We start from the raw sequence: 20,682 nt of genomic DNA on the forward strand, positions 1-20,682 counted from the left end.
GTTGTGATACTCTTTACTTAAACAGCAGCAAGGGGAGATGGATATTATGTTTATAGATGAAATTAACGCACTGATTGGACAGCAGCCGACGAAAGATATTTCCTATAAGATTCAGTTTGATAACAAAGTATATGTACATAATGAGCACCAGGTTTATCCTTCGGCCAGCACAATAAAGGTGCCGATCAGCATTATTAATCTGCAGCAGCATTTTCATAACTACGAAGATATTTCGCTCACGGTCGGGGAGAAGGTCGGCGGATGTGGTGTGCTGCATACGCTCCAGAGTGTGAAACGACTGACACTGTGGGACACGATTGTCCTCTCGATTATTATTTCCGATAATACCGCGTCGAACATGCTGATTGATAACATCGGCATTGAGCGGATTAACGAAGGATTTATGGCACTCGGTCTCCACGATACAACGCTTGCACGCAATTACTATGACACGACGGGTATTAATGAAGGCAAACGCAACTCAACGTCTGCCGCTGATATGTTCACATCAATGCAGTATGTGATTCAGGAAAATGACGTACTGCCTGAAGACATCAGAAAAGATTTCTTTGAAGTCATGAAAAAACAGCAGATTAACGACAGAATCGGCGGATTCTTTAATATCGATGAAGACCATAAAGATGAATTTATCGCCTCGAAAACAGGATCTGTGACAGCGCTCGAGCATGAATTCGGCATGATTCAGCAGAACGGCAAACAGTTAATCTTCTCGGTTTTCTCAGATAACTGGCCGTCCAATCAGGAAGGTAAGCATTTCCTGAATGAGCTGGGACAGATCTTTAAGAAGTATATGAATTAAATAAAACAAAAGAACCGTACGGCAGACTCCATTTTTAGAGCCTCCGTACGGTTTATTTTATAAAATATAGTTTACGCTGCTGCTTTACATGCCATCGCACATTCAAAGCATGCTTCTGCACACTTCTGGCAGTGCACGTGATTGTGCTTCTGACATTCGTTGCCGCACGCTTCACAAATTGCTGCACACACGCCGGCAAGTTCTTTAACAAACGGTGAGTTTCTCGTAATTGCCTGTTCCAAATATGCGCACATATCTGCGCATTCACGGTCCAGTCTGATACATTCCGCCATCATTTTTACGTCTTCTTCTTCAAGGCATGCGTCGAAACAATGATTACAAGCTTCCATACATTCGTGCAATGTTTTCAGTAATTGCTGATGCTGTTCGTGAGCCATTCATTATTCCTCCTTAAATGTTATTACATTCTGTTAGTTCCCTGAGCAAAATTTTTTAAACTGTAGTACAGTAGATATATGAACAAAATATAAACGGCTGGGGGCGCACTTTACGTGCTGAGAGATAAAATTATCGACCCTTCGAACCTGTAGGTTAGTACCTGCGCAGGGAAGTCTGAGCTGATATATCTGTATGTAATTTCAGCCCGGGCCTCTTCGCGGGGTTCGGGTTTTTATCGTCTTCAGCTGAAAAACAAAGGGGATAATATAATGAAATTTACCGACAGAATCTGGAACAGAGTTGAGGATATTTGGAATCGTTACCTTGAACATCCGTTTGTGAGCGGTCTTGGTGACGGGTCGCTCAATGTCGATAAGTTCCGGCACTGGCTGAAGCAGGATTATGTGTATCTGGTGGAGTATTCAAGACTGATGGCAATCGGGGCAGAGAAGGCGCCGGATCTTGCGACGATGAACATGTTTTCCGAGATGCTGCACGGGACACTATTCGGGGAGATGGCGCTGCACAGAAAGTACGCGGAAATGTTTGGAATTGAAGAGAGTGAGCTTCTCGAGACCGAGCCGTCTGCAGTGAACACAGCGTATACGAGTTACATGCTGAATCACGCCCAGCGCGGTGATGCAGCAGCAGTTGCAGCGTGTCTGTTGGCATGTGCGTGGAGTTATAATTATATCGGCAGAGCATTAGCCGATAAACACCCCGATCAGAATAATAATCCGTATAAACAATGGGTGGACACATACTCCGGTGAAGATTTCAGCGAGTTGAACGGGACAGCGATGACACTTCTGAATGAACTGGCAGAAGGCAAGCCGGAACGCGAGCTGGCACAGCTGGAGGAGATTGTTGTTAAAACGAGTCTCTATGAATATATGTTTTGGGATATGTGTGAAACGAAAGAAGAGTGGCCGGTTAAGTTTAAATGATGAAGAGTTATAGTGAGTCATAAGTTTTAGAAATTGTTAAGGTCCGGTAAATTGGATATATATTCATTTCATCTGGGGTATTATGTCAGTAACATCAAAGTTCAGTCTGAAATCTACTATATACTTTAAGGAGCTGGATCTTTAAATGAAGAAACTGTTAGCAGTAGGATCACTAGTCGGCGTATTAGCACTTGCAGCATGCGGAGGCGGCACAGAAGAAGAAGGCACTGAAACAGAAGAGACTGGAACTGAAGAAACAGAATCTGAAGGCAGCGGCACTGAAACAGAAGGCGGCGGCGGAACGGAAACTGACGGAGAGTAAATTAAAAATTAGTTGAATACAATAATGCCGCAGGTATTTGCCTGCGGTGTTTTTTTGTTCGAATCGGAATTAAAAAGAAGGATAAGGGTATATACATATCAAACTGATTAAAAGGAGAGATTGTATCCATGAAAAGATTTATGAGTATTACAGCGCTTCTTGCCGTGCTTGCACTTGCGGCTTGTGGTGATGATACTGAAGATGAAAGTACAGGCACAGATGAGACCGGCGTAGAGGAGTCTGATGTGGAAGAGGATGCTCTCGACGATGCCGGTGATGAGGGCGATGATAATGACAGTAATATTGACAATGAAACTGATGATGACGAGAGTGACGACGAAGAAGATGACTAAATAAAAATTCAGCAGACGTGCCTGATTTCAGGTGCGTCTTTTCTTAAAAATCTGCCCCGGATACTGACTTGATTTCTGTAAAATACTCATAATATACTACATGGATATGATTTAAGTAAATTGTAAATAAATACAGCATGAATATTTAATGACTTTCAAGGTTTTCCCGGTTAATTTTAAGCGCTTTCCTTTATAATGAACGGGAAGCTAACAAATACAGAGGTGAGAATTGTGTCTCAGACAATTATGAAAGCGCAAACACCCAACAGGATTATTCTCGGAATTATATTAACCATCCTGACATACTGGCTGTTTGCACAGGCATTTCTAAACATTGCCCCGGAAGTTCAGGCGACATACAGCGGGACGAGCAGCAGCATTATCAACTTATCCGTCAGCTTAACATCGCTGATTACAGGAATCTTCATGGTGGCATCAGGCAATATCGCAGATAAAATCGGTTATAAAAAAATTACAATTATCGGTATTTTCTTAAGTATAATCGGTTCTGTTATTATTATTCTGCCGTTCCATACATCATTTTTAATAATCGGACGTATCGTCCAGGGATTCTCGGCAGCGATGATTATGCCGGCAACCATCTCAATTTTTAATAACATTTTTGAAGGTGAAAAGCGCCGTAAAGCGCTAAGCTACTGGTCACTGGGTGCGTTCGGCGGTACCGGTCTGGCATCGCTGTTCGCCGGAACGATGGCAACATTCGTTGCGTGGCAGTGGATCTTTATCGTGTCGATTGCACTGTCAATCGCCGGTCTGTTTTTAATTAAAAATCTTAAAGACGTACAAGATAAAAACCGGGGACCGATTCATTTCGACTTTGCAGGTTTGGCTGTCTTCGTCGTTATGATCGGGGCGCTCAGCATTTTTATTACGCAGGGTGAAACTATTGGCTGGACGAGCATCGCATCGATTGTACTGATTGCGGTATTCGTAATCGGTCTGATTGTATTTATCGTGCTTGAGAGAAGTAAACGGGCACCGTTCCTCGAACTGACGCTCTTTACAAACAAGGCATTTTTAGGAACTGTAGTGACGAATTTTCTGCTGAATACGGCAATCGGATCACTCGCGCTGTTTAATATTTATATGCAGCAGGGGCTCGGTATGACTGCCTTTTCAGCGAGTTTAGTTACGATACCATATATCGTAACGATGCTTGCGTCGATTAAAATCGGTGAAAAGAGCATAGGGAAATTCGGTCCGAAGCGCGCACTGGTTACAGCACCGGTACTGCTTGGTCTCGGATTAATTATGCTGTCGCTGACATTCTTTGAAGGTACGGTTTACATCGTGTCCTGTCTGATTGGCTTTGCATTTTTCGGTATCGGAATCGGTCTTTTTGCGACACCGGCGCTCGATACGGCAGTATCTACAACGCCTAAAGACAAAGTCGGAGTGGCATCTGCCATCTTTAAAATGGCTTCGACTCTCGGCGGTGCGTTCGGCATCGCGATTATCGTTTCGGTATACTCGGCGCTGTCGGCAACCGTCTCGCTCGCAGCAGCAGGAAGTGTGGCGTTTATCGTTAACGTCGGGCTGCTCGCGTTCGCATTTGTCTTCGCTCTCGTTGTGATTCCAAAGACGAGCGTGAAAGACAAGTAGGGTGAAGCGGAACTTTTTATGACGTGTAAAAGTTGTGATAGCATTGACAGAACAAATTGATGCGGGAGCGAATGAGTAATGAAAATTGGGGTTATTTCAGATTTGCACATCGATCGTTATCACAGCGAGACGCTGCAGCAAAAAGATTTTTCTCTGACGCTTGCAAACGAAGTGTCTCGGGCGTCGCTTGATATACTGCTGATTGCCGGTGATATTTCAAACGATCACATTCGTTCATACCGGTTCATGCAGGAGCTTGAGCAGATGACTGGTGTGACGATATATTTCGTGCCCGGAAACCACGATTTCTGGAACTTCAGCGGAGATGCGAAAAGTACCCGGGAAATATATGAATACTTTAAAGATACGAAGTATTTTAAAGTAGGAGCGCCGATTGATCTTGGCGACGACTGGGCACTCGTCATGAACCCGGCCTGGTATGATTACACATACGCGAGTGATCGTTTTTCACTGGAACGCTTAAGTCAGCGCGAATTTTACGGCGGTACATGGCAGGATAAGGTGAAAATCAACTGGGGCATGTCAGACCCGGAAGTTTCAAAATTAATGGCGGAACGCGCTGCGTCGGACCTGGAGGCGGTCCGGGACAAGAAGATCATCCTGATGACACACGTGGTCACGAACAAAGCGTTCAGGGTGCCGATGCCGAATCGTCTGTTCGATTACTATAATGCGTTCATCGGCACGTCGGATTTCGATTCTTTTTACGAAGACTACGACATCCGGTACAGCATCATGGGGCATATACATTTCAGACACCAGGTTAAGGAAGGCAGTACGGATTACATTTGTGCCTGTCTCGGATATAAGCGCGAGTGGCGGACGAAAGACATCGTCCATGAAATGCGCGATGCGCTGCAGGTAATAGAGATTTAATATTGATAACGGTGAGAAACCGCCTTCGGGCGGTTTTTTCTATTTTACTGGAAACTATTTTAAGAAATGCAGATAAATAAATTAACTTTTACGAAATAAAAATAAATCGCTGTTTTTCCCTATATATAGTATGAGAGGACTTTTTTTATAGAGGAGGAAATCATGCTAATTACAAAACGGAAAATCAGTAAAGAGTTGTTGTACTGCAGAGCATTGAGTTTTCGAAGTCGTTTGAATGCAGAAGAATCGAAGAAACTGTCGGTACTCGAGCGCGGATATGCCGGAGAATGTATTTACGATGAGGTATTTGAAGATGTGGGGCACGGAACGGTGTTTGTGTTCCGTGATATTTATTTGGGAATTGAAGACAGCGTCGCACAGTACGATTCATTAATCGTGAGCGATGCAGGGGTTACAGTAAACGAAATAAAAAACTACTCGGGTTTTTATCGTGTGGAAAATGGTAAATGGTTTGCCGGAAGTTTTGAGGTGCCGGACGATCCGGCTGTGCAGCTGAAACGTGCGATGAACAAGCTGCTCAGATTAAAATATATTCATTCGCTGAATTTTGGTATTGAGGGCAGGGTGGTGTTTCCGCATATCGATTTCAGGTTGAATTATGATGATCCGGGGATGCGTGCGAAACTGGTGATGCGGGCGGAGCTGCGTGATTATTTAAAGCAGTTTAAAAACGAATATGCGGGGAGTTACGCCGAGCGGATTGCCGATGCGGTTTCCGCACACATTATTGATAATCCTTACTTTGATAAAAGTGCTGATTTTGATTTGGTGAGAAAGGGATTGTATTGCGGGAATTGCGGAAGTTTTGAAGTGACGGACAATCATTTTTATATGAGATGCGGGGGATGTGGAAGCCAGGAAACGAAAGAAACGCATCTTCTGAGAGCGATAAGTGATTTCAGTGCACTGTTTTCAAATGAAAGAATGACCAAGAAAAGGATGATGGAGTTTATCAATTATAAAATCAGCTCCAGAACAGCATTGAGAATGCTGGAAAAGTATTGCGTCCGTATAAAGAATGGTCCCCGGACATATTATAAATTTAAGTATCATGATTTTAATGAAGCGTATTATAAAAATGAGGAATTATACAGATATAAAGATAAAAAAATGATCTGATTTAGGTTAGTGTGCCAAAGAGAGAGGCTCATTGTCACAGTAGAGGGGTTAGTGTATCAGAGAGAGTAGTTCACTGTCACAGTAGAAGACTTAGTGTGCCAGAGAGAGTGGTTCACTGTCACAGTAGAAGACTTAGTGTGCCAAAGAGAGTAGTTCACTGTCACAGTAGAAGACTTAGTGTGCCAGAGAGGACCACTCATTGTCACAGTAGAGCATAATATCTGCCATCCCAACAAAAAAACGCGCCGGCAGGCGCGTCATTCAACATAAATTCTAATTTTTAGCTTTAATTTCTTCGTATTTCGCGTGCCATTCGGGGAATACGCGTTTAAAGATGACAGGCTGGAATTCGCCGTCGACTTTTTTCACAACAATCAGTGTTGTTGTGCCGTGCGTGCATACTTCACCGTCACCGTTAACGATTTCGAAGCCGTAAATTGTGCGGACACCTGTATGTTCTTCCACCCATGTACGGACGAATGCGCGGTCGCCGTATTTTAACGGTTTTGCGTATGTGATGTTGACGTTGTGAACGGGAGCGAGGTATCCTGCGCGTTCCATCGTCAGGTAATCATAGCCGATATCCTCAATCAGCTGTCTGCGTCCGAGTTCCAGCCATTTAATATAATTGCCGTGATAAATAACACCCATCATATCCGTATCGGCATATAATATCTGTATTTCAGTTTCTGCTACATAAACGCTCATGCAAGTTCCTCCTAAAAATATCTTACCGTCATTATATCACTCTGATCGGACAATTTTTCTAAGGAGTTTATCAGATTTGCCTAAAAGGGTATGATAGACAGAGAAGGCAATCAGAAATGGGGCAGAATGGATATGAAATTACTGACTTTTGTAGATGAGTTAACGGGGAAGTATCACCTTGGTGTACTGACAGCGTCAGGTGTGCTGGATATTTCCGAAGATTTTGAAACGCTGCAGGATGTCATGGCGAACAAGGAAAAGGCGGAGGCACTGATCGAGTTCTATCTGGAAGATGAGCACATCGAACTGAAAAGTATCGATGATATCAAGCTCGGACCGGTTGTGCCAAATCCGGAGAAAATCATTTGCATCGGTGTTAACTATAAACGCCATGCAGAAGAAATGAAAATAGATATTCCGGAACTGCCGATTATCTTTTCGAAGTTCAACAACGCACTGACAGCGCATAACAGTACGATAAAAATCCCGTCGGACACATACATGATTGATTACGAAGGCGAGCTTGCGATTATTATCGGTAAAGAAGGCCGCAACATCCCGCGGGATGAGGCGATGGATTACGTGTTCGGCTATGCCAATGCGAACGACGTTTCCGACCGGAGCGCACAGTTTGCGACGAGCCAGTGGCTCGCGGGGAAATCGTACGACGGTTTCTGTCCAATCGGCCCGTATATTGCAACGCTCGGGGAAATAGGAGAGCCGCATAAACTGCGTATCAAAACGTATGTTAATGACGAACTCCGTCAGGATTCCAATACGAATGATATGGTGTTTAAGAGCAGAGGCCTCGTCAGCTATATTTCAAAATATATGACGCTTAAGCCCGGTGATATTATTCTCACGGGTACACCTGAAGGGGTGGCGTCCGGATATAAAACCGCAGACAAGCCGTGGATTAAAGACGGTGACACTGTAACGGTTGAAATAGAATCGCTCGGCAGACTGACGAATCGTTTTGAAAAGGAATGATGATTGATGTCGATTTATGGAAAAGTTCGTACACTCTATACAGGAAAAGTTAAAACATGCGGAAATCCTGAAGCGGAACGTAAAATGGATCAGCCGTGGGAAACCGGAGCGTTTAAAGAACAAACGGATGAGCCTGTATTTTTATCCGAAGAAGGTCTGGCAGGCGATGAATGTGCAGATAAGAAAAATCACGGCGGACCGGAGAAAGCGCTGTTTGCCTACAGTCTCGCACATTACGACGACTGGCAGCGGGAACTCGGCAATCCGGATATTACCGCCGGCGGCAACGGGGAAAACATTTCTGTTATGCACATGGACGAAACAAGTGTCTGTATCGGTGATATTTATGAACTGGGTGAAGCGGTTGTCCAGGTCTCGCAGCCGCGCCGTCCGTGCTGGAAACCGGCACGGCGTCACAGAGATGTCGACCTTGCGAAAAAGATTGAGGATTCCGGACGTACCGGCTGGTATTTCCGCGTGCTTAAAGAAGGAAATATTAAAGCCGGTGATACATTTCAGCTGGTCGAGCGCCCGTGCCCGGACTGGACGATTGCACGTATGAACGAAGTGCTTTATCATAATCGGGATAATATCGGCCTGATGGAAAACTTAAGAGATGGTAAGTACACACCGCCGAGCTGGAAGAAAGCACTTGATAAGCTTCTGACCGGTGAAGAGGTGGACGATTCAAAACGACTGTACGGACCGAATATATAACGAAAAGAGGATGGCCGCGATGCAGCCATCCTCTTTATATTTTACTTTCCGCTCATCCACTGCATCGCTTTTAATATTCCGGCGTCCCAGTAGGTGTAATCATGGTCCCCGGGACCTTCCTCGTATTTAAAGGAAATGCCTTTTGACTCAAGGAAGCCTTTAAACTCCACGTTATCTTCATAGATGAAGTCTTCGGTCCCGCACATCATGTACAGTTCCGGCAGGCCGTCAACTCCGACAGCCCCGACGCCGTCTGCAACAATCTTTTTAATATCCAGTGCGGTCCCGGCTGCCGTATTAACGTCACCGATAATGCCCCGCATTTTAAAGTCCGGCCAGTCGTAGTCAAGGAGCCGCTCAATATTTGCGGCACTCGACATAAAGCATGCTTTGCCGAACAGTTCCGGATTTTCAAATGCTGTTTTTATAACGCCGAAACCGCCCATTGAATGTCCTGCAAGGAAATTATCCTCCCGTGCTTTCGACAGCGGGAAAATCTGATGGGCGTAACGCCACACTTCAAGTATATGATCTTTATAACTGTGCCCGTATAACATGTTTGCATAAAAGCTGTGGTCTCCGTCAGGCAGAATCACTGCAAGATTATGTTCATTGGCGTAGCGTTCCGCACTTGTAAACCGCATGTATGAATTATTATCGCTGCTTAAGCCGTGTAGAATCATTACGGATGGGAGAAGCCGGGGCTTGGCCGCCATGTCGTAATGTTCATCCTGTTCAGGCAGAATTAAATTAAAATGATGGTGCTTGCCGAGAGCATGTGAGAAAAAGTTGATTCGCATTAAAGCCAAAAAAATCGTCTCCTTTATAATATGATGATAAAAAAAGTCCCGCCATCAGACGGGACTGTACAGTTTTAGTTGTTCACTGTTTGAGCTTTCGGTTCTTTATCTTCAGGATTATATGTCGGATCGAGCTTGCGTTCAAGGAAACGCAGCGCGAAGTCGATAATAATCGCAATCAGTGCAATCGGAATGGCACCGGCTAAAATATACACGGTGCCGTCCGTAGCGTTCGTTCCGCGGATGATTAAGTCGGACAGTGTCGGTGCACCGATAAATGACCCAATCGCAACGATACCGATTGCAACGACAAGCGCGATGCGCAGACCGCCGATAATTACCGACAGTGCGAGCGGCAGCTCAATCATGCGGAGCACCTGATTGCGTGTCATTCCCATACTTTTTCCGGCATCGGTAATATTTTTATCGACACCGGTAATGCCTGCGTACGTGTTTTTAATAATCGGCAGCAGCGCGTACAGGAATACCGTCACGATAACCGTATTTGTACCGAGTCCCATAACGAGCATTAAAATCGCGAGCATCGCGAGTGCGGGAATCGTCTGGATAATATTCGCAAGTGTAATTACAATGCCTGAAAGTTTTGCATAGCGCGCGATAAAAATTCCGACCGGGATGCCGACGATTGCAGCAAACAGCACGCCGTAAACACTCATCAGCAGATGATCTGTAAACAGGCTGAGCAGGTAGGCGAAGTTGTTGACGAAATAATTATATAAATCGGACATCAAATTACCTGTCATATTATTCACCTTTCCCTTCAAAGTAGTTGTGTTCTTCTAAAAACTCTTCCGCAACGAGTGCAGGCTCAATGCCTTCCTCATCCGAACGGTAGTTTAAGTTCTGCATCGTTTCTGTTGAAATCGTATCAGTCAGACGTGACAGTGCATCGTCAATTACAGGATATTCCTCGATAATTTCATGTGTTGCAAACGGTGCTGCATCATACGGCGGGAAGAACTGCAGGTCATCTTCCAGCACGACTAAATCATATGCCGGAATACGGCCGTCAGTCGTATAGCCGAGTGCGAGATCCAGACTGCCTGTACTTAATGCTTCGTACACGAGACTGATCTGCATTGCACGGATGTTATCGAATTCAAACCCGTATGCTTTCTGGAATGCAGGATATCCGTCACCCGGACGGTTGAACCATGATGTATCCACACCGACTGCGAACTCATCTGTATATTCTGCGAGATCTGATGTTGTTTCAAGATTGTATTTTTCCGCTGTTTCACGCGTTACCATAAATGCGTACGTGTTATCAAAACCGTAAGAGTCGTAAAATTTCATATCAAAATCTTTATCAAACGCTTCCTGCGTCTGCTCGAGTGCCACCATCGGATCACTTTCAGCGTCCTTATTCAAAACACCTGTAAGTTCTGTGCCTGTATAACGGACACCCGATACCTGGGCATCTCCCGAGAGCAGTGCGTTGTGCTGAATGGTTGATGAACCGAGATTGTTAATCATCACGGGTTCAATTTCGCCGTCGCTGTAATGTTCGATCATTAAGCGCGACATATGTGAAACGATTTGTGATTCTGTAGTTGTCATAGAAGTAATTGCAATGCCATCGCTGGAACTGCTGCTGAGTCCGGGCAGACTGCACCCGGCCAAGACAGTCAGAGATACCAGGATGACGGCTAATAATTTTTTAGTTTGTCTCATGATACTCCTCCTATCTCGATACTTTTAAGCCTTTCGGCGTCGCCCATTTTTCTGTAAGCGATAAAACATAATCAGCAATTAAAGCGAGCAGTGTCACCATAATTGCTGCGCTGATAATCAGTTCGGGCTGGTACGAATTCAGACCGTTAAAGACGAAGTCGCCAAGTCCGCCGGCACCGATATAGCTGGCAAGCGTTGCCCATGAAATAACGTAAACCGATGATAATCTGATACCGCTCAAAATTAACGGAACAGCAATCGGCAGTTCAACGTTCCACATTAACTGCATACGTGTCATGCCCATACTTTTTGCTGCTTCCCTGACGTTCGGATCGATGTTTTTAACACCGATAATCGTATTGTTTAAAATCGGCAGCAGAATATATGCACTGAGTGCGATAATTGCAGGCACGCGTCCGACTCCAAACAGCGGAATCATTAATGCAAGCACTGCAAGTGTCGGTACGGTCTGCAGCACGCCGGCTGTCGTTAATACGTAGCCGCTCAGTTTTTTAGTGTTGGCAATTGACATACCAAGCGGAACGGCGATCAGAATACCGATGATCAATGAAATAATAGACAGGTAAAAGTGTTCCCATGTTTTCATGAGGAGCTCCGAACCGTTGACGCTTAAAAATTCCATCATGCTTCATCAGCTCCTGACGTTACCGGTGCGGACGTCTCCTCGCCCCAGATTGTGTCGTATACGATATCCACTAAGTTGGAACGCGTAATTAATCCGATTAATGTATTGTTTTCATCCACTACAGGTATGTTTCTGACGTTTCGTTTTAAAATAGTGCGGACGGAATCCTGAAGTTTTGAATCGATGCCGATTTTGTATATGTCGCGGCCCATTAAATCAACGATATCCATACCTTTACGGTATCCTTCGTTAATATCTTCAATGTCGATAAAGCCGAGCAGTTTCTTCTTGCTGTCGGTAACGAGAATCGTATCGATACGTTTTTCACGCATCAGGGCGATACATTCGTTAATCGATTTATCGACTGTTATGCTGACAGGTGTAATCATTGCATCAGCGACGGTACGCATATTCGGACGGTCCTGAATTAAACGGCCTTCACCGATAAAGTCGCGTACGAAATCATTGGCAGGGTTGCGGAGAATTTCATCCGGAGTATCGAACTGGATAATTTCACCGTGACTCATAATGCAGATTCTGTCTGCGAGTTTAATTGCTTCATCCATATCGTGTGTGACAAAAATAAATGTTTTGCCGAGTTTCTGCTGGAGTTCTTTAACTAAATCCTGGAGTGTGTCGCGGGTAATAGGATCGAGTGCGCCAAACGGCTCATCCATCAGGATGATGTCCTGTTCTGCTGCAAGTGCACGGACAACACCGATACGCTGCTGCTGTCCGCCGGACAGTTCAGAAGGGTAGCGTTGTAAAAATTCTTCAGGCAGGTCGACGAGTTTTATTAACTCTTTCGCCTTCCTGTCTTTATCTTCCTCAGACCATTTTAAAAGTCTCGGAACAAGTGTAATGTTTTCTTTGATCGTCATGTGCGGCAAAAGTCCAATCTGCTGAATCACATAGCCGATACTGCGGCGCAGTTCCACCGGGTTTTTCTTGGTGATATCTTTACCGTTTATCGTAATCGTCCCGGAGGTCGGTTCGATCATCCGGTTAATCATGCGGAGTGCGGTCGTTTTACCACTCCCGCTGGTACCGATAAATGCGATAAATTCACCTTCCTGAATATCGAGGGAAATGTCGTTAACGGCTTTCTTACTGCCGCCGTAAATCTTAGTTAAATTCTTTATGCTTAACATAGTCGTCTCCTTTACTTTATAAAGTTGAGCAAATTTATACTTAATGATTATAACATACTTTGGAATACTATTTCAGATATCTGATTATGTAAGCGATTTAAAAATGCGTATTTACGCTTTTTAATTGCTTTAATGTGAAAAAAAACACTGTAATTTAATTAGGATAAAAAATAAAATAAGTGAATTTAAATTTCGCGTTAATTTGAAAACATGATAGAATGAAATAAAACATGCTATAGAAGGGGAATGCCAATGTTGTCATTATTAATGATTGTAGTGCCTGTCTTTTTAGTTTTTGTGATCGGTTTTACAGCACAGAAACTGCTGAAAATGGACATTAAATCTGTATCATCCGTGTCGCTTTACATATTATTTCCCTGCCTTGCATTTACGACGTTTTATACAAACCCTTTGGATGGGGAATTTTTATACGCATTGTTTTATTCGGTAATTCTAATGCTCACCTTAACGCTGGTTACAATCGTAATTGCGTCCGTGCTGAAATACAGCCGTGCGGAAATTGGTGCAATGCTGCTTGGTGTACTGTTTCCAAACAGCGGAAATTACGGTGCACCGGTAGTGCTGTTCGCGATTAATGCGGCGGCATTTGACTATGCGATTATGCTGACTGTAATACATACGTTTATTATCAGCACAGTCGGAATATTCATTGCCTCATACGGTAACGGTGCGGCAATTACTGTGCGGGAAGGCATACGCAGTGTCATGCGGGTACCTGTTATATATGCTGTAATGATTGCAGTAATTATGCAGCTTTTAAATTTTGATATACCGCCGCAGTTTATGGAAGTGATTGAAATGATTGGAGCGGCATCGATTCCAATCGTTATGCTGATACTCGGCATGCAGCTCGCGGATATGAAGCTTGGCCACAGTAAAATCACGGAAGTAACAGGGCTGGTTGTCATGCGTATGGTGGTATCCCCGCTCATTGCGATGGTACTGACATTGTTCATGCCGATTGATGAAATATTTAAACTGGTGTTTATCATACTGAACGCAATGCCGGTGGCCGCGAATGCCACGATGATTGCCGCAGCGTACAATACAAAGCCGGATACAGTTTCCCTTGGGGCGTTCGTAACGACTGTATTGAGCCTGATTGCGCTCCCGGTATGGCTGTATGTACTTGGAATCGGGATGTAGTAAATATATTTAATTAAAGATTTGTATGTATTATTGTACTGTTCTTCGTAAAGTAATCGAAACTTTCTGAATACTTATTGACACTAACAGTTAAAAAGTGGTAATTTAGACCTTAACTAAACTTTACATAGCCGATTTAAACTATATAACCCCTTAGCAGGCACTTTCCACCCGGGAAAGTGTCTGCTCTCTTTTTTATAGATTGCAAAAAGGCTCTTTTGGGTATATTTAATATTAAGCGATATAAATATAGGGGGAGTTATTGTGAAAAACCGATATACTGCTGATATTGAATATTTAACAGTAGGGCTGGAAAACGCATCGATTGAAGTGGAGGCTTTTGTAAATCTCGGCTGTCCGTACAGCGCGAAGTTCTTTGAAATTGCATCCAATGTCATTAAACCTTATACAGACAGCGGGCATGTGAAGTTTGTTGTGAAGCATGTGGACCGTACGAAAGATCAGCTGCTCCGCGGCACGATTGCCAATAACTATGTGGACCACGACGATCCGGTGGAAGGCTTCGCGGCGATGAAAAAATTATTCCGGACGCAGAGATCATGGGTGAAGAGTTTCAGAAAGACGCTTGAAATGTGTGAAGATGAACTTGGACTTCCTGAGCAAACTGCCGCTTATGAACGCGGTGCAGCAGTGCTGGAAGATTTTAATGAACGCGGACTGAAGATTGTGCCGACTGTATTTATTAACGGGGAACATCTTACAGAATATAAGCCGGCAGATCAGAGTGATGAAGAGATCGGCAGGTTATTTACTGAAAGAATAGAGTCATTGAAATAGGCTGGAGTTTCCAGTCTGTTTTCTTTTAGTGTATATTACTCGTAAGGAGATGAAGTGATGAAGTATTTCGCAGTGTTTTTATCGATGAAAGATGAAGAGTTATCGCGTATACACAGACAGAAACATCTGGACTTTTTGGCACAGAAGAGAGAGTCCGGCACTGTACTGATGAACGGCAGGTTCACAGACGGTACAGGCGGTCTTATTATTTACCGTGCTGAAAATGAAGAGTCAGCGGTCTCACTCGTAAAACAGGATCCCTACATTTCGCTGGGTGCGAGAGATTATGAAATCCGTGAATGGGATATGGAAACAAATTACGAGTTTTAAAAGTTCGGAGTGATAATGATGAAGTCAGCTAAGAGAGTTACATTATTAATACTGGGAGTACTATTATTATGGGCACCGGGAATTCATGCACAGGAAGCAATCAATCCTTATTTGCAGAATATGGTGGAGGTACGGGCATCATCCGATGAAAGCTGGCAGGAAGCCCAGCAGATGATCAGCCGTATGAATCATGTGGAAAACAGCATTTTGTATCAGACGAGCAGCAACGGTGCAGTATTTATACTCGCTGATACACCGATTACAGAGCAGCCGGAATTCGAGCATTTAAAAGGCGTGGTACCGAGGGGCCATACAAACTCCTGGGATGAAATTCCGGGTGCAGGAGGACACGTATCCATGGCGCGTATTGGATACAGTGCGTATGGCAGAGGCCATTCGGCAGTCAATCTTGAACTCCATGAATACGGACATGTCGTCGACTCATTTACAGTCGGCGTGCAGGTAAGTGAAACAGAGGAGTTCAGAGCGATTCATGCTGCTGAGGTGGATTCTCTGATGAACAGCAACTCACAGCGTGATTATTACGATATCGTTGAAGAATATTTCGGTGAAACATTCGCGATGTATTACTACACAGCGGAATCACGTGCGGAACTGGCAGAGAAAGCACCGAGAACATTTGCGTTCTTTGATGACTTTAACCATCGTATTTTATCGACCGGAGAAGTGACAGGGAACACTGTAACAATGTACTGGGATCTGCATGAAGATGCCGTGGAATACGAAATGTTCCGGAACGGTGAATCTGTCGGTACGACAGCAGACAGCAGCTTCAGAATCGAAGGATTAAATACGGATACAACTTACGATTTTAAAGTTGTCGCAAAAAATGCGGGCGGTGAAGAAATCTATACATCCTATACACGTTCGGCACTGACAGGCAGCGTGCCGGATGCAGATACGACCGAACTTGAAGCAACAATTTCAGAAGTTGAAGCGGCCTATCAGGACCGTGAGATGGGACAGCCGCTGACAAGAGCGCTGGCCAATGCAAAGAGTTATATATCTGATGTGTATAGTCCGAAACAGGATGAGGTGGATAACTTAAACAGTTATCTGCAGGAAACATGGGAAGCCGATGAAGCAGCACAGCAGGCAGCAGAAGAACAGCGGCTGCGTGAAGAACAGGAAGCTCGTGAAGAAGCAGAACGTAAAGCTGAAGAAGAACGAATAGCAAAAGAAAAACAAGAAGCGCAGGAAGCGGCAGAACGTGAAAAAGCTGCAGAAGAAGCAAGAAAACAGGAACTTCAGGATACGATTATTAAAATAACAATTGGTGCAGGAGTAATTATTGCTGCAGTTATAGGAATAATTGTGTACAGGAAGAAGAGAAAATAATATTGTTTAAAAAAGCTCTCAGAATATTTTTCTGAGAGCTTTTATATTTTTAAAATAATTGAAAGAATTATTAGAAAGGTTATTGTAATATTCATCGTTACATTGTAAGATTGTCATATTGTATTACAAATGTAAGCGCATTCAATTAAAAGGGGGGTAGGCCTTATGAAAAAAGGTTTATCAGTAATTATGATTTTACTTATGTCACTCAGTGTTCTGGCAGGTTGTAATTTTGAAAAGAAAGAAATTTATAACATTGCAACAGCCTCGACAGGCGGTACTTATTATCCGATTGGTGTCGGTATGGGACAGCTTTGGACAGAGCACTACAGAGACCAGAATATTAAATTTAACGGACAATCATCGGCCGGATCAGTAGAAAATATTGATCTGATGAAAAATGGTGAGGCAGATATGTCGATTCTTCAAAACCTGATTTCGACGCAAGCTTATGAAGGCAGCGGCGTATTTGAAGGAAATGAATATAAAGATTTAAGAGCAATTGGGATGATCTGGCCAAACGTAGAACATTTCGTATTAATGAACAGTGAAGTTGATAGCGGCGACATTTCAGACATTGAAGGGAATTCATTCTCGGTTGGACCGCAGGCAAGTGGAACAGAACAGTCGACTATGACAATGATGGAAGGTATCGGACTCGATAAGAGTAATATCCGACCTGAATATCTTGGTTATGACGATACTATTTCTTCAATGAGAGACGGAAGACTGGATGGCGGTTCACTGCCGGCCGGTGTCCCGGTTTCTGCTATTACTGACATGCTCGCAAGTAATTTAAGTGCGACTATTTTAGAAGTGACGGATGAACAGCTTGCACAGATTAATGAAGTAGCTGATGCATGGTATCCATATACAATAGAAGCGGGAACATACCCACGTCAGGAAGAGGATATCCAGACGATTGCCCAGCCGAACGTACTGGTGGCAACACCGGAAATGGATACAGAGTTTGTTTATGATTTAACGAAGATTTTATATGAGAATCAGGAATTTATGATAGGTGTTCATAATTCAGCGAAAGAGATGAAAGTAGAAACAGCACTGGAAGGTTTAAATACACCACTTCATGCTGGTGCTTACAAATACTTTGACGAGCAGGGACTGGATATCCCAGAGAAACTGAAACCGATCGAATTAGATGAGGAGGCTGAGGAAAATGAGTAATACTCAAGAACCGGTAATTGAAGAAATATCTCCTGAGGAATACAGAGAGCAGCGATTGCAGGGGTGGCCGGCTAAAGCAGCAGCGATTATTGGGATTATACTCGCTGTATTTGTCTTACTGACATCGAGTTATTTAAATATGCAGGAGTTTTACAGAAATACGATTTTTCTTATCCTAGTCGTCGTTCTCGGTTTTTTTATTTATCCTGTAAATAAGAAAAAGCCCGGACAGAAGTTTTCATATTTTGACCTGGGTCTCGCAGCATTGGGGATTGTGTCTATAGGTTATATCACACTGACCTATACTAATCTTCATGTCGAAAGAATGTCGCAGGCAACTACTGTCGATTACGTATTCGCAATTATATGTATCGCGGTATTATTTGAAATTACCCGCCGTTCAATCGGCTGGTTTATACCAATTTTAAGTGTGCTGGCAATGGTGTATGCAGTATATGGGGCATACTTCCCGATAGACTTTGCACATTCAGGGTTCAGCATGGAAAGATTACTTTACAGAATTTATATGACTTCTAACGGTATATTCGGAAGTACATTATCTATCGCATCAACTTATATTGTGCTGTTTATCTTATTTGGTGCATTCCTGAGTGCCAGCGGCGCAAGTAAACTGTTTAATGATCTGGCGCTTGCGATTGCAGGACAGCGACGCGGCGGACCTGCACAGGTTGCCGTTATTACAAGTGCACTGACAGGAACATTAAACGGGAGTGCGGTTGCTAACGTTGCAACGACAGGTGCTTTTACAATTCCATTAATGAAAAGTATTGGTTTAAAACCTCGCTTTGCCGCGGGTGTTGAAGCAGCAGCGTCAACCGGTGGAATGATTATGCCGCCGATTATGGGAGCTGCAGCTTTCATCATGGCAGGTTTCCTCGGAGTTCCGTACACAGTTATTGTTGTTGCAGGAATCATACCAGCGTTACTGTATTACCTCGCATTAATTTTTGCAGTGGATACAGAGGCTAAAAAGCAAGGATTGAAAGGTCTGAGCAAAGATAATATTCCTGAGATAAAAGCAGTACTGCTTGAAAGAGGTGCGCTGCTGATACCGATTATAGTGGTATTCATCGTATTACTGACTGGGCGTACAGCAATTATGGCAGGTTTTGCAGGAATTATAGCAGCAATAATTACATCGTACTTAACGAAAGATAAAACGAACAGAATTACATTTACGAAGTTTTTTGCAGCACTCAATGATGGTGCAAGAGGATCAGTTCAGGTTGCGATCGCCTGTGCGTCCGTAGGAATTATTATTGCAGTAGTGTCAATGAGCGGTGTCGGTTCAATGCTGGCATACAATGTTATCGATATTGCAGGAGGAAACTTATTCCTTATCCTTATTATGGTAATGGCCACATGTATTGTACTGAGCTTTGGTTTACCATCTACAGCACTTTATATCGTTGTTGCAGTTACAGCAGCACCTGCTCTTGTTCAGGCAGGAATTACGCCGCTGGCAGCTCATTTCTTTGTATTCTATTTCGGAGCAATGTCGAACGTAACACCGCCTGTAGCACTGGCAGCATACACAGGTGCAGGTATCGCAAATGCCGATCCAATGCAGACATCATGGACTGCACTGAGACTGGCGTTACCTGGATTTATCATTCCGTTTATCATCGCTTACGACCCGATCTTATTACTGGATACTACTGATGGTCCGATTGATTATCTGAGATTAGCGATTGTGGTAGTGACAGCTATAATAGGTGTATATGCACTGGCAGTTGGACTTGGTAAATTTATTAAGACAAGACTTAATATAGTCGAACAGCTGGCAATGATGGCAGTAGCGTTCTTATTAATAACAACTGATCAGATGATGGATGTTATTGGACTTGCTCTGTTTGCAGTTGTGATGGTTATCCATTATGCAAGAAGCAGAAAAAAGGTGGAAATGAGCGATGGAGCCTATTAAGAAAGAGAAATTGTCAGATTTAATTTTCGACAATCTGATCGAGCAAATAAAAAGAGGGGATTACAAGATAGACGATAAACTCCCATCTGAGAATGAACTTGCTAAATACTATAAGGTGAGCCGCGTACCAATCAGAGAAGCATTAAGTAAGCTTATCTCGATCGGCTACGTGGAATCCAGCCAAGGCAAAGGGACATATGTAAAAAATACATCTGTTTCAGAACAGGTTAAACAGTTTACTTATGGAACTTTTAATAAGAAGGAACTTTTTGATTTGCTGGAAATGAGAACGGTAATAGAAGTCCGTTCAGCATATTTCGCGGCAGAACGCAGAACTGAAGAAAATCTTTTGAAAATTGAAGAAGCACTGAATCATTTTAAAAAGATAACGACAGACCAGAGAATTATAGGTATGGAAGCGGACTACGATTTCCACAAGGCAGTAGTAATCTCGACTCAGAATGATTATCTGATTCAAACATTTAAAAATCTGCAGTCGGTACACCGCGATGCGCTGGAGTTTTCACTTAAACTGAATGTCGGTAAACCGAGGAAAAGAGAACAGGTTTATGATGAGCACGTGATTATTTACGATGCGATTAAAAATCAGCAGCCTGAACTTGCAGCTGACCTGATGAAAGAACATTTATTTAATATGAGAAGAAAACTTGGTGACGATAGAATTTAGGT

The 20,682-nt window shown here is 43.5% G+C and carries 23 protein-coding genes and 1 riboswitch; of the genes, 16 read left to right on the forward strand and 7 right to left on the reverse strand.

Annotation, left to right across the window (positions count from 1 at the left end; genetic code table 11):
* Positions 1–46 precede the first annotated feature (46 nt).
* Positions 47–820, forward strand: a complete 774-nt coding sequence (locus RZ44_RS09320; protein ID WP_035810683.1) for a serine hydrolase — start codon at positions 47–49, stop codon at positions 818–820.
* A gap of 71 nt (positions 821–891) precedes the next feature.
* Here RZ44_RS09320 and RZ44_RS09325 read toward each other — a convergent pair whose 3' ends face one another.
* Positions 892–1,218: a four-helix bundle copper-binding protein gene (locus RZ44_RS09325; protein WP_035810684.1), complete on the reverse strand. Its 327-nt coding sequence runs from the start codon at positions 1,216–1,218 to the stop codon at positions 892–894.
* A gap of 89 nt (positions 1,219–1,307) precedes the next feature.
* A riboswitch (TPP riboswitch) is annotated at positions 1,308–1,407 on the forward strand.
* 81 nt (positions 1,408–1,488) lie between these two features.
* Here RZ44_RS09325 and tenA point away from each other — a divergent pair.
* From tenA to RZ44_RS09350, 6 genes are all read left to right on the forward strand, one after another.
* On the forward strand, positions 1,489–2,166 hold the full coding sequence (gene tenA / locus RZ44_RS09330; protein ID WP_035810685.1) for a thiaminase II: 678 nt from the start codon (positions 1,489–1,491) through the stop codon (positions 2,164–2,166).
* 145 nt (positions 2,167–2,311) lie between these two features.
* Positions 2,312–2,488: a hypothetical protein gene (locus RZ44_RS11340; RefSeq protein WP_171816126.1), complete on the forward strand. Its 177-nt coding sequence runs from the start codon at positions 2,312–2,314 to the stop codon at positions 2,486–2,488.
* A gap of 128 nt (positions 2,489–2,616) precedes the next feature.
* Positions 2,617–2,841, forward strand: a complete 225-nt coding sequence (locus RZ44_RS09335; RefSeq protein ID WP_035810686.1) for a hypothetical protein — start codon at positions 2,617–2,619, stop codon at positions 2,839–2,841.
* Between the two features lie 231 nt (positions 2,842–3,072).
* Entirely contained in the window at positions 3,073–4,464 is a 1,392-nt protein-coding gene (locus RZ44_RS09340; RefSeq protein ID WP_035810689.1) for an MFS transporter, read from the forward strand.
* Between the two features lie 78 nt (positions 4,465–4,542).
* Complete coding sequence (locus RZ44_RS09345; protein ID WP_035810691.1) at positions 4,543–5,361, forward strand: metallophosphoesterase; 819 nt, start codon at positions 4,543–4,545, stop codon at positions 5,359–5,361.
* A gap of 162 nt (positions 5,362–5,523) precedes the next feature.
* A complete protein-coding gene (locus tag RZ44_RS09350) occupies positions 5,524–6,501 on the forward strand; it encodes a nuclease-related domain-containing protein (RefSeq protein WP_035810693.1) in 978 nt (325 codons plus the stop codon).
* Between the two features lie 273 nt (positions 6,502–6,774).
* Here RZ44_RS09350 and RZ44_RS09355 read toward each other — a convergent pair whose 3' ends face one another.
* Positions 6,775–7,209 (reverse strand): acyl-CoA thioesterase, encoded by a 435-nt coding sequence (locus tag RZ44_RS09355; RefSeq protein ID WP_035810695.1) that lies wholly within the window; start codon positions 7,207–7,209, stop codon positions 6,775–6,777.
* Positions 7,210–7,341: 132 nt separating this feature from the next.
* On the opposite strand from RZ44_RS09355, the gene RZ44_RS09360 reads away from it, so the two are divergent.
* The gene (locus tag RZ44_RS09360) at positions 7,342–8,199 is read left to right on the forward strand and encodes a fumarylacetoacetate hydrolase family protein (protein WP_035811730.1); all 858 of its coding nucleotides are present in this window, start codon (positions 7,342–7,344) and stop codon (positions 8,197–8,199) included.
* 6 nt (positions 8,200–8,205) lie between these two features.
* Positions 8,206–8,916, forward strand: coding sequence for an MOSC domain-containing protein (locus RZ44_RS09365; RefSeq protein ID WP_035810697.1), 711 nt, complete (start codon positions 8,206–8,208; stop codon positions 8,914–8,916).
* 41 nt (positions 8,917–8,957) lie between these two features.
* On the opposite strand, the gene RZ44_RS09370 is transcribed toward RZ44_RS09365, so the two are convergent.
* The 5 genes from RZ44_RS09370 to RZ44_RS09390 all read right to left on the reverse strand — a co-directional run bounded on the left by RZ44_RS09370 (position 8,958) and on the right by RZ44_RS09390 (position 13,208).
* A complete protein-coding gene (locus RZ44_RS09370) occupies positions 8,958–9,725 on the reverse strand; it encodes an alpha/beta hydrolase (RefSeq protein ID WP_035810699.1) in 768 nt (255 codons plus the stop codon).
* Between the two features lie 65 nt (positions 9,726–9,790).
* Positions 9,791–10,480, reverse strand: coding sequence for an ABC transporter permease (locus RZ44_RS09375; protein ID WP_035810701.1), 690 nt, complete (start codon positions 10,478–10,480; stop codon positions 9,791–9,793).
* 1 nt (position 10,481) lies between these two features.
* Complete coding sequence (locus tag RZ44_RS09380) at positions 10,482–11,411, reverse strand: osmoprotectant ABC transporter substrate-binding protein (RefSeq protein WP_035810703.1); 930 nt, start codon at positions 11,409–11,411, stop codon at positions 10,482–10,484.
* A 10-nt stretch (positions 11,412–11,421) separates the two neighbouring features.
* The gene (locus RZ44_RS09385) at positions 11,422–12,057 is read right to left on the reverse strand and encodes an ABC transporter permease (protein WP_035810706.1); all 636 of its coding nucleotides are present in this window, start codon (positions 12,055–12,057) and stop codon (positions 11,422–11,424) included.
* Entirely contained in the window at positions 12,054–13,208 is a 1,155-nt protein-coding gene (locus tag RZ44_RS09390; RefSeq protein ID WP_035810708.1) for a betaine/proline/choline family ABC transporter ATP-binding protein, read from the reverse strand. Before RZ44_RS09390 ends, RZ44_RS09385 begins: the two co-directional genes overlap by 4 nt.
* A 252-nt stretch (positions 13,209–13,460) precedes the next feature.
* On the opposite strand from RZ44_RS09390, the gene RZ44_RS09395 reads away from it, so the two are divergent.
* The 7 genes from RZ44_RS09395 to RZ44_RS09425 all read left to right on the forward strand — a co-directional run bounded on the left by RZ44_RS09395 (position 13,461) and on the right by RZ44_RS09425 (position 20,680).
* Positions 13,461–14,375 carry an AEC family transporter gene (locus tag RZ44_RS09395; RefSeq protein WP_035810710.1) on the forward strand — a complete coding sequence of 305 codons (915 nt, stop codon included), beginning with the start codon at positions 13,461–13,463 and terminating at the stop codon, positions 14,373–14,375.
* Positions 14,376–14,639: 264 nt separating this feature from the next.
* Complete coding sequence (locus RZ44_RS09400; protein WP_035810712.1) at positions 14,640–15,173, forward strand: thioredoxin domain-containing protein; 534 nt, start codon at positions 14,640–14,642, stop codon at positions 15,171–15,173.
* A gap of 57 nt (positions 15,174–15,230) precedes the next feature.
* Positions 15,231–15,503: a YciI family protein gene (locus RZ44_RS09405; protein ID WP_035810716.1), complete on the forward strand. Its 273-nt coding sequence runs from the start codon at positions 15,231–15,233 to the stop codon at positions 15,501–15,503.
* 18 nt (positions 15,504–15,521) lie between these two features.
* Positions 15,522–16,862 (forward strand): anthrax toxin lethal factor-related metalloendopeptidase, encoded by a 1,341-nt coding sequence (locus RZ44_RS11080; protein WP_052108955.1) that lies wholly within the window; start codon positions 15,522–15,524, stop codon positions 16,860–16,862.
* Between the two features lie 165 nt (positions 16,863–17,027).
* Entirely contained in the window at positions 17,028–18,047 is a 1,020-nt protein-coding gene (locus RZ44_RS09415; RefSeq protein ID WP_035810718.1) for a TAXI family TRAP transporter solute-binding subunit, read from the forward strand.
* Positions 18,040–19,992, forward strand: coding sequence for a TRAP transporter permease (locus tag RZ44_RS09420; protein WP_035810720.1), 1,953 nt, complete (start codon positions 18,040–18,042; stop codon positions 19,990–19,992). The genes RZ44_RS09415 and RZ44_RS09420 overlap by 8 nt, the downstream gene beginning before the upstream one ends.
* Positions 19,979–20,680 (forward strand): FadR/GntR family transcriptional regulator, encoded by a 702-nt coding sequence (locus RZ44_RS09425; RefSeq protein ID WP_035810723.1) that lies wholly within the window; start codon positions 19,979–19,981, stop codon positions 20,678–20,680. Before RZ44_RS09420 ends, RZ44_RS09425 begins: the two co-directional genes overlap by 14 nt.
* The last annotated feature ends 2 nt before the right edge of the window (positions 20,681–20,682 follow it).

The sequence above is a fragment of the Jeotgalicoccus saudimassiliensis genome (assembly GCF_000756715.1).
In the GTDB taxonomy this organism is placed as follows: domain Bacteria; phylum Bacillota; class Bacilli; order Staphylococcales; family Salinicoccaceae; genus Jeotgalicoccus; species Jeotgalicoccus saudimassiliensis.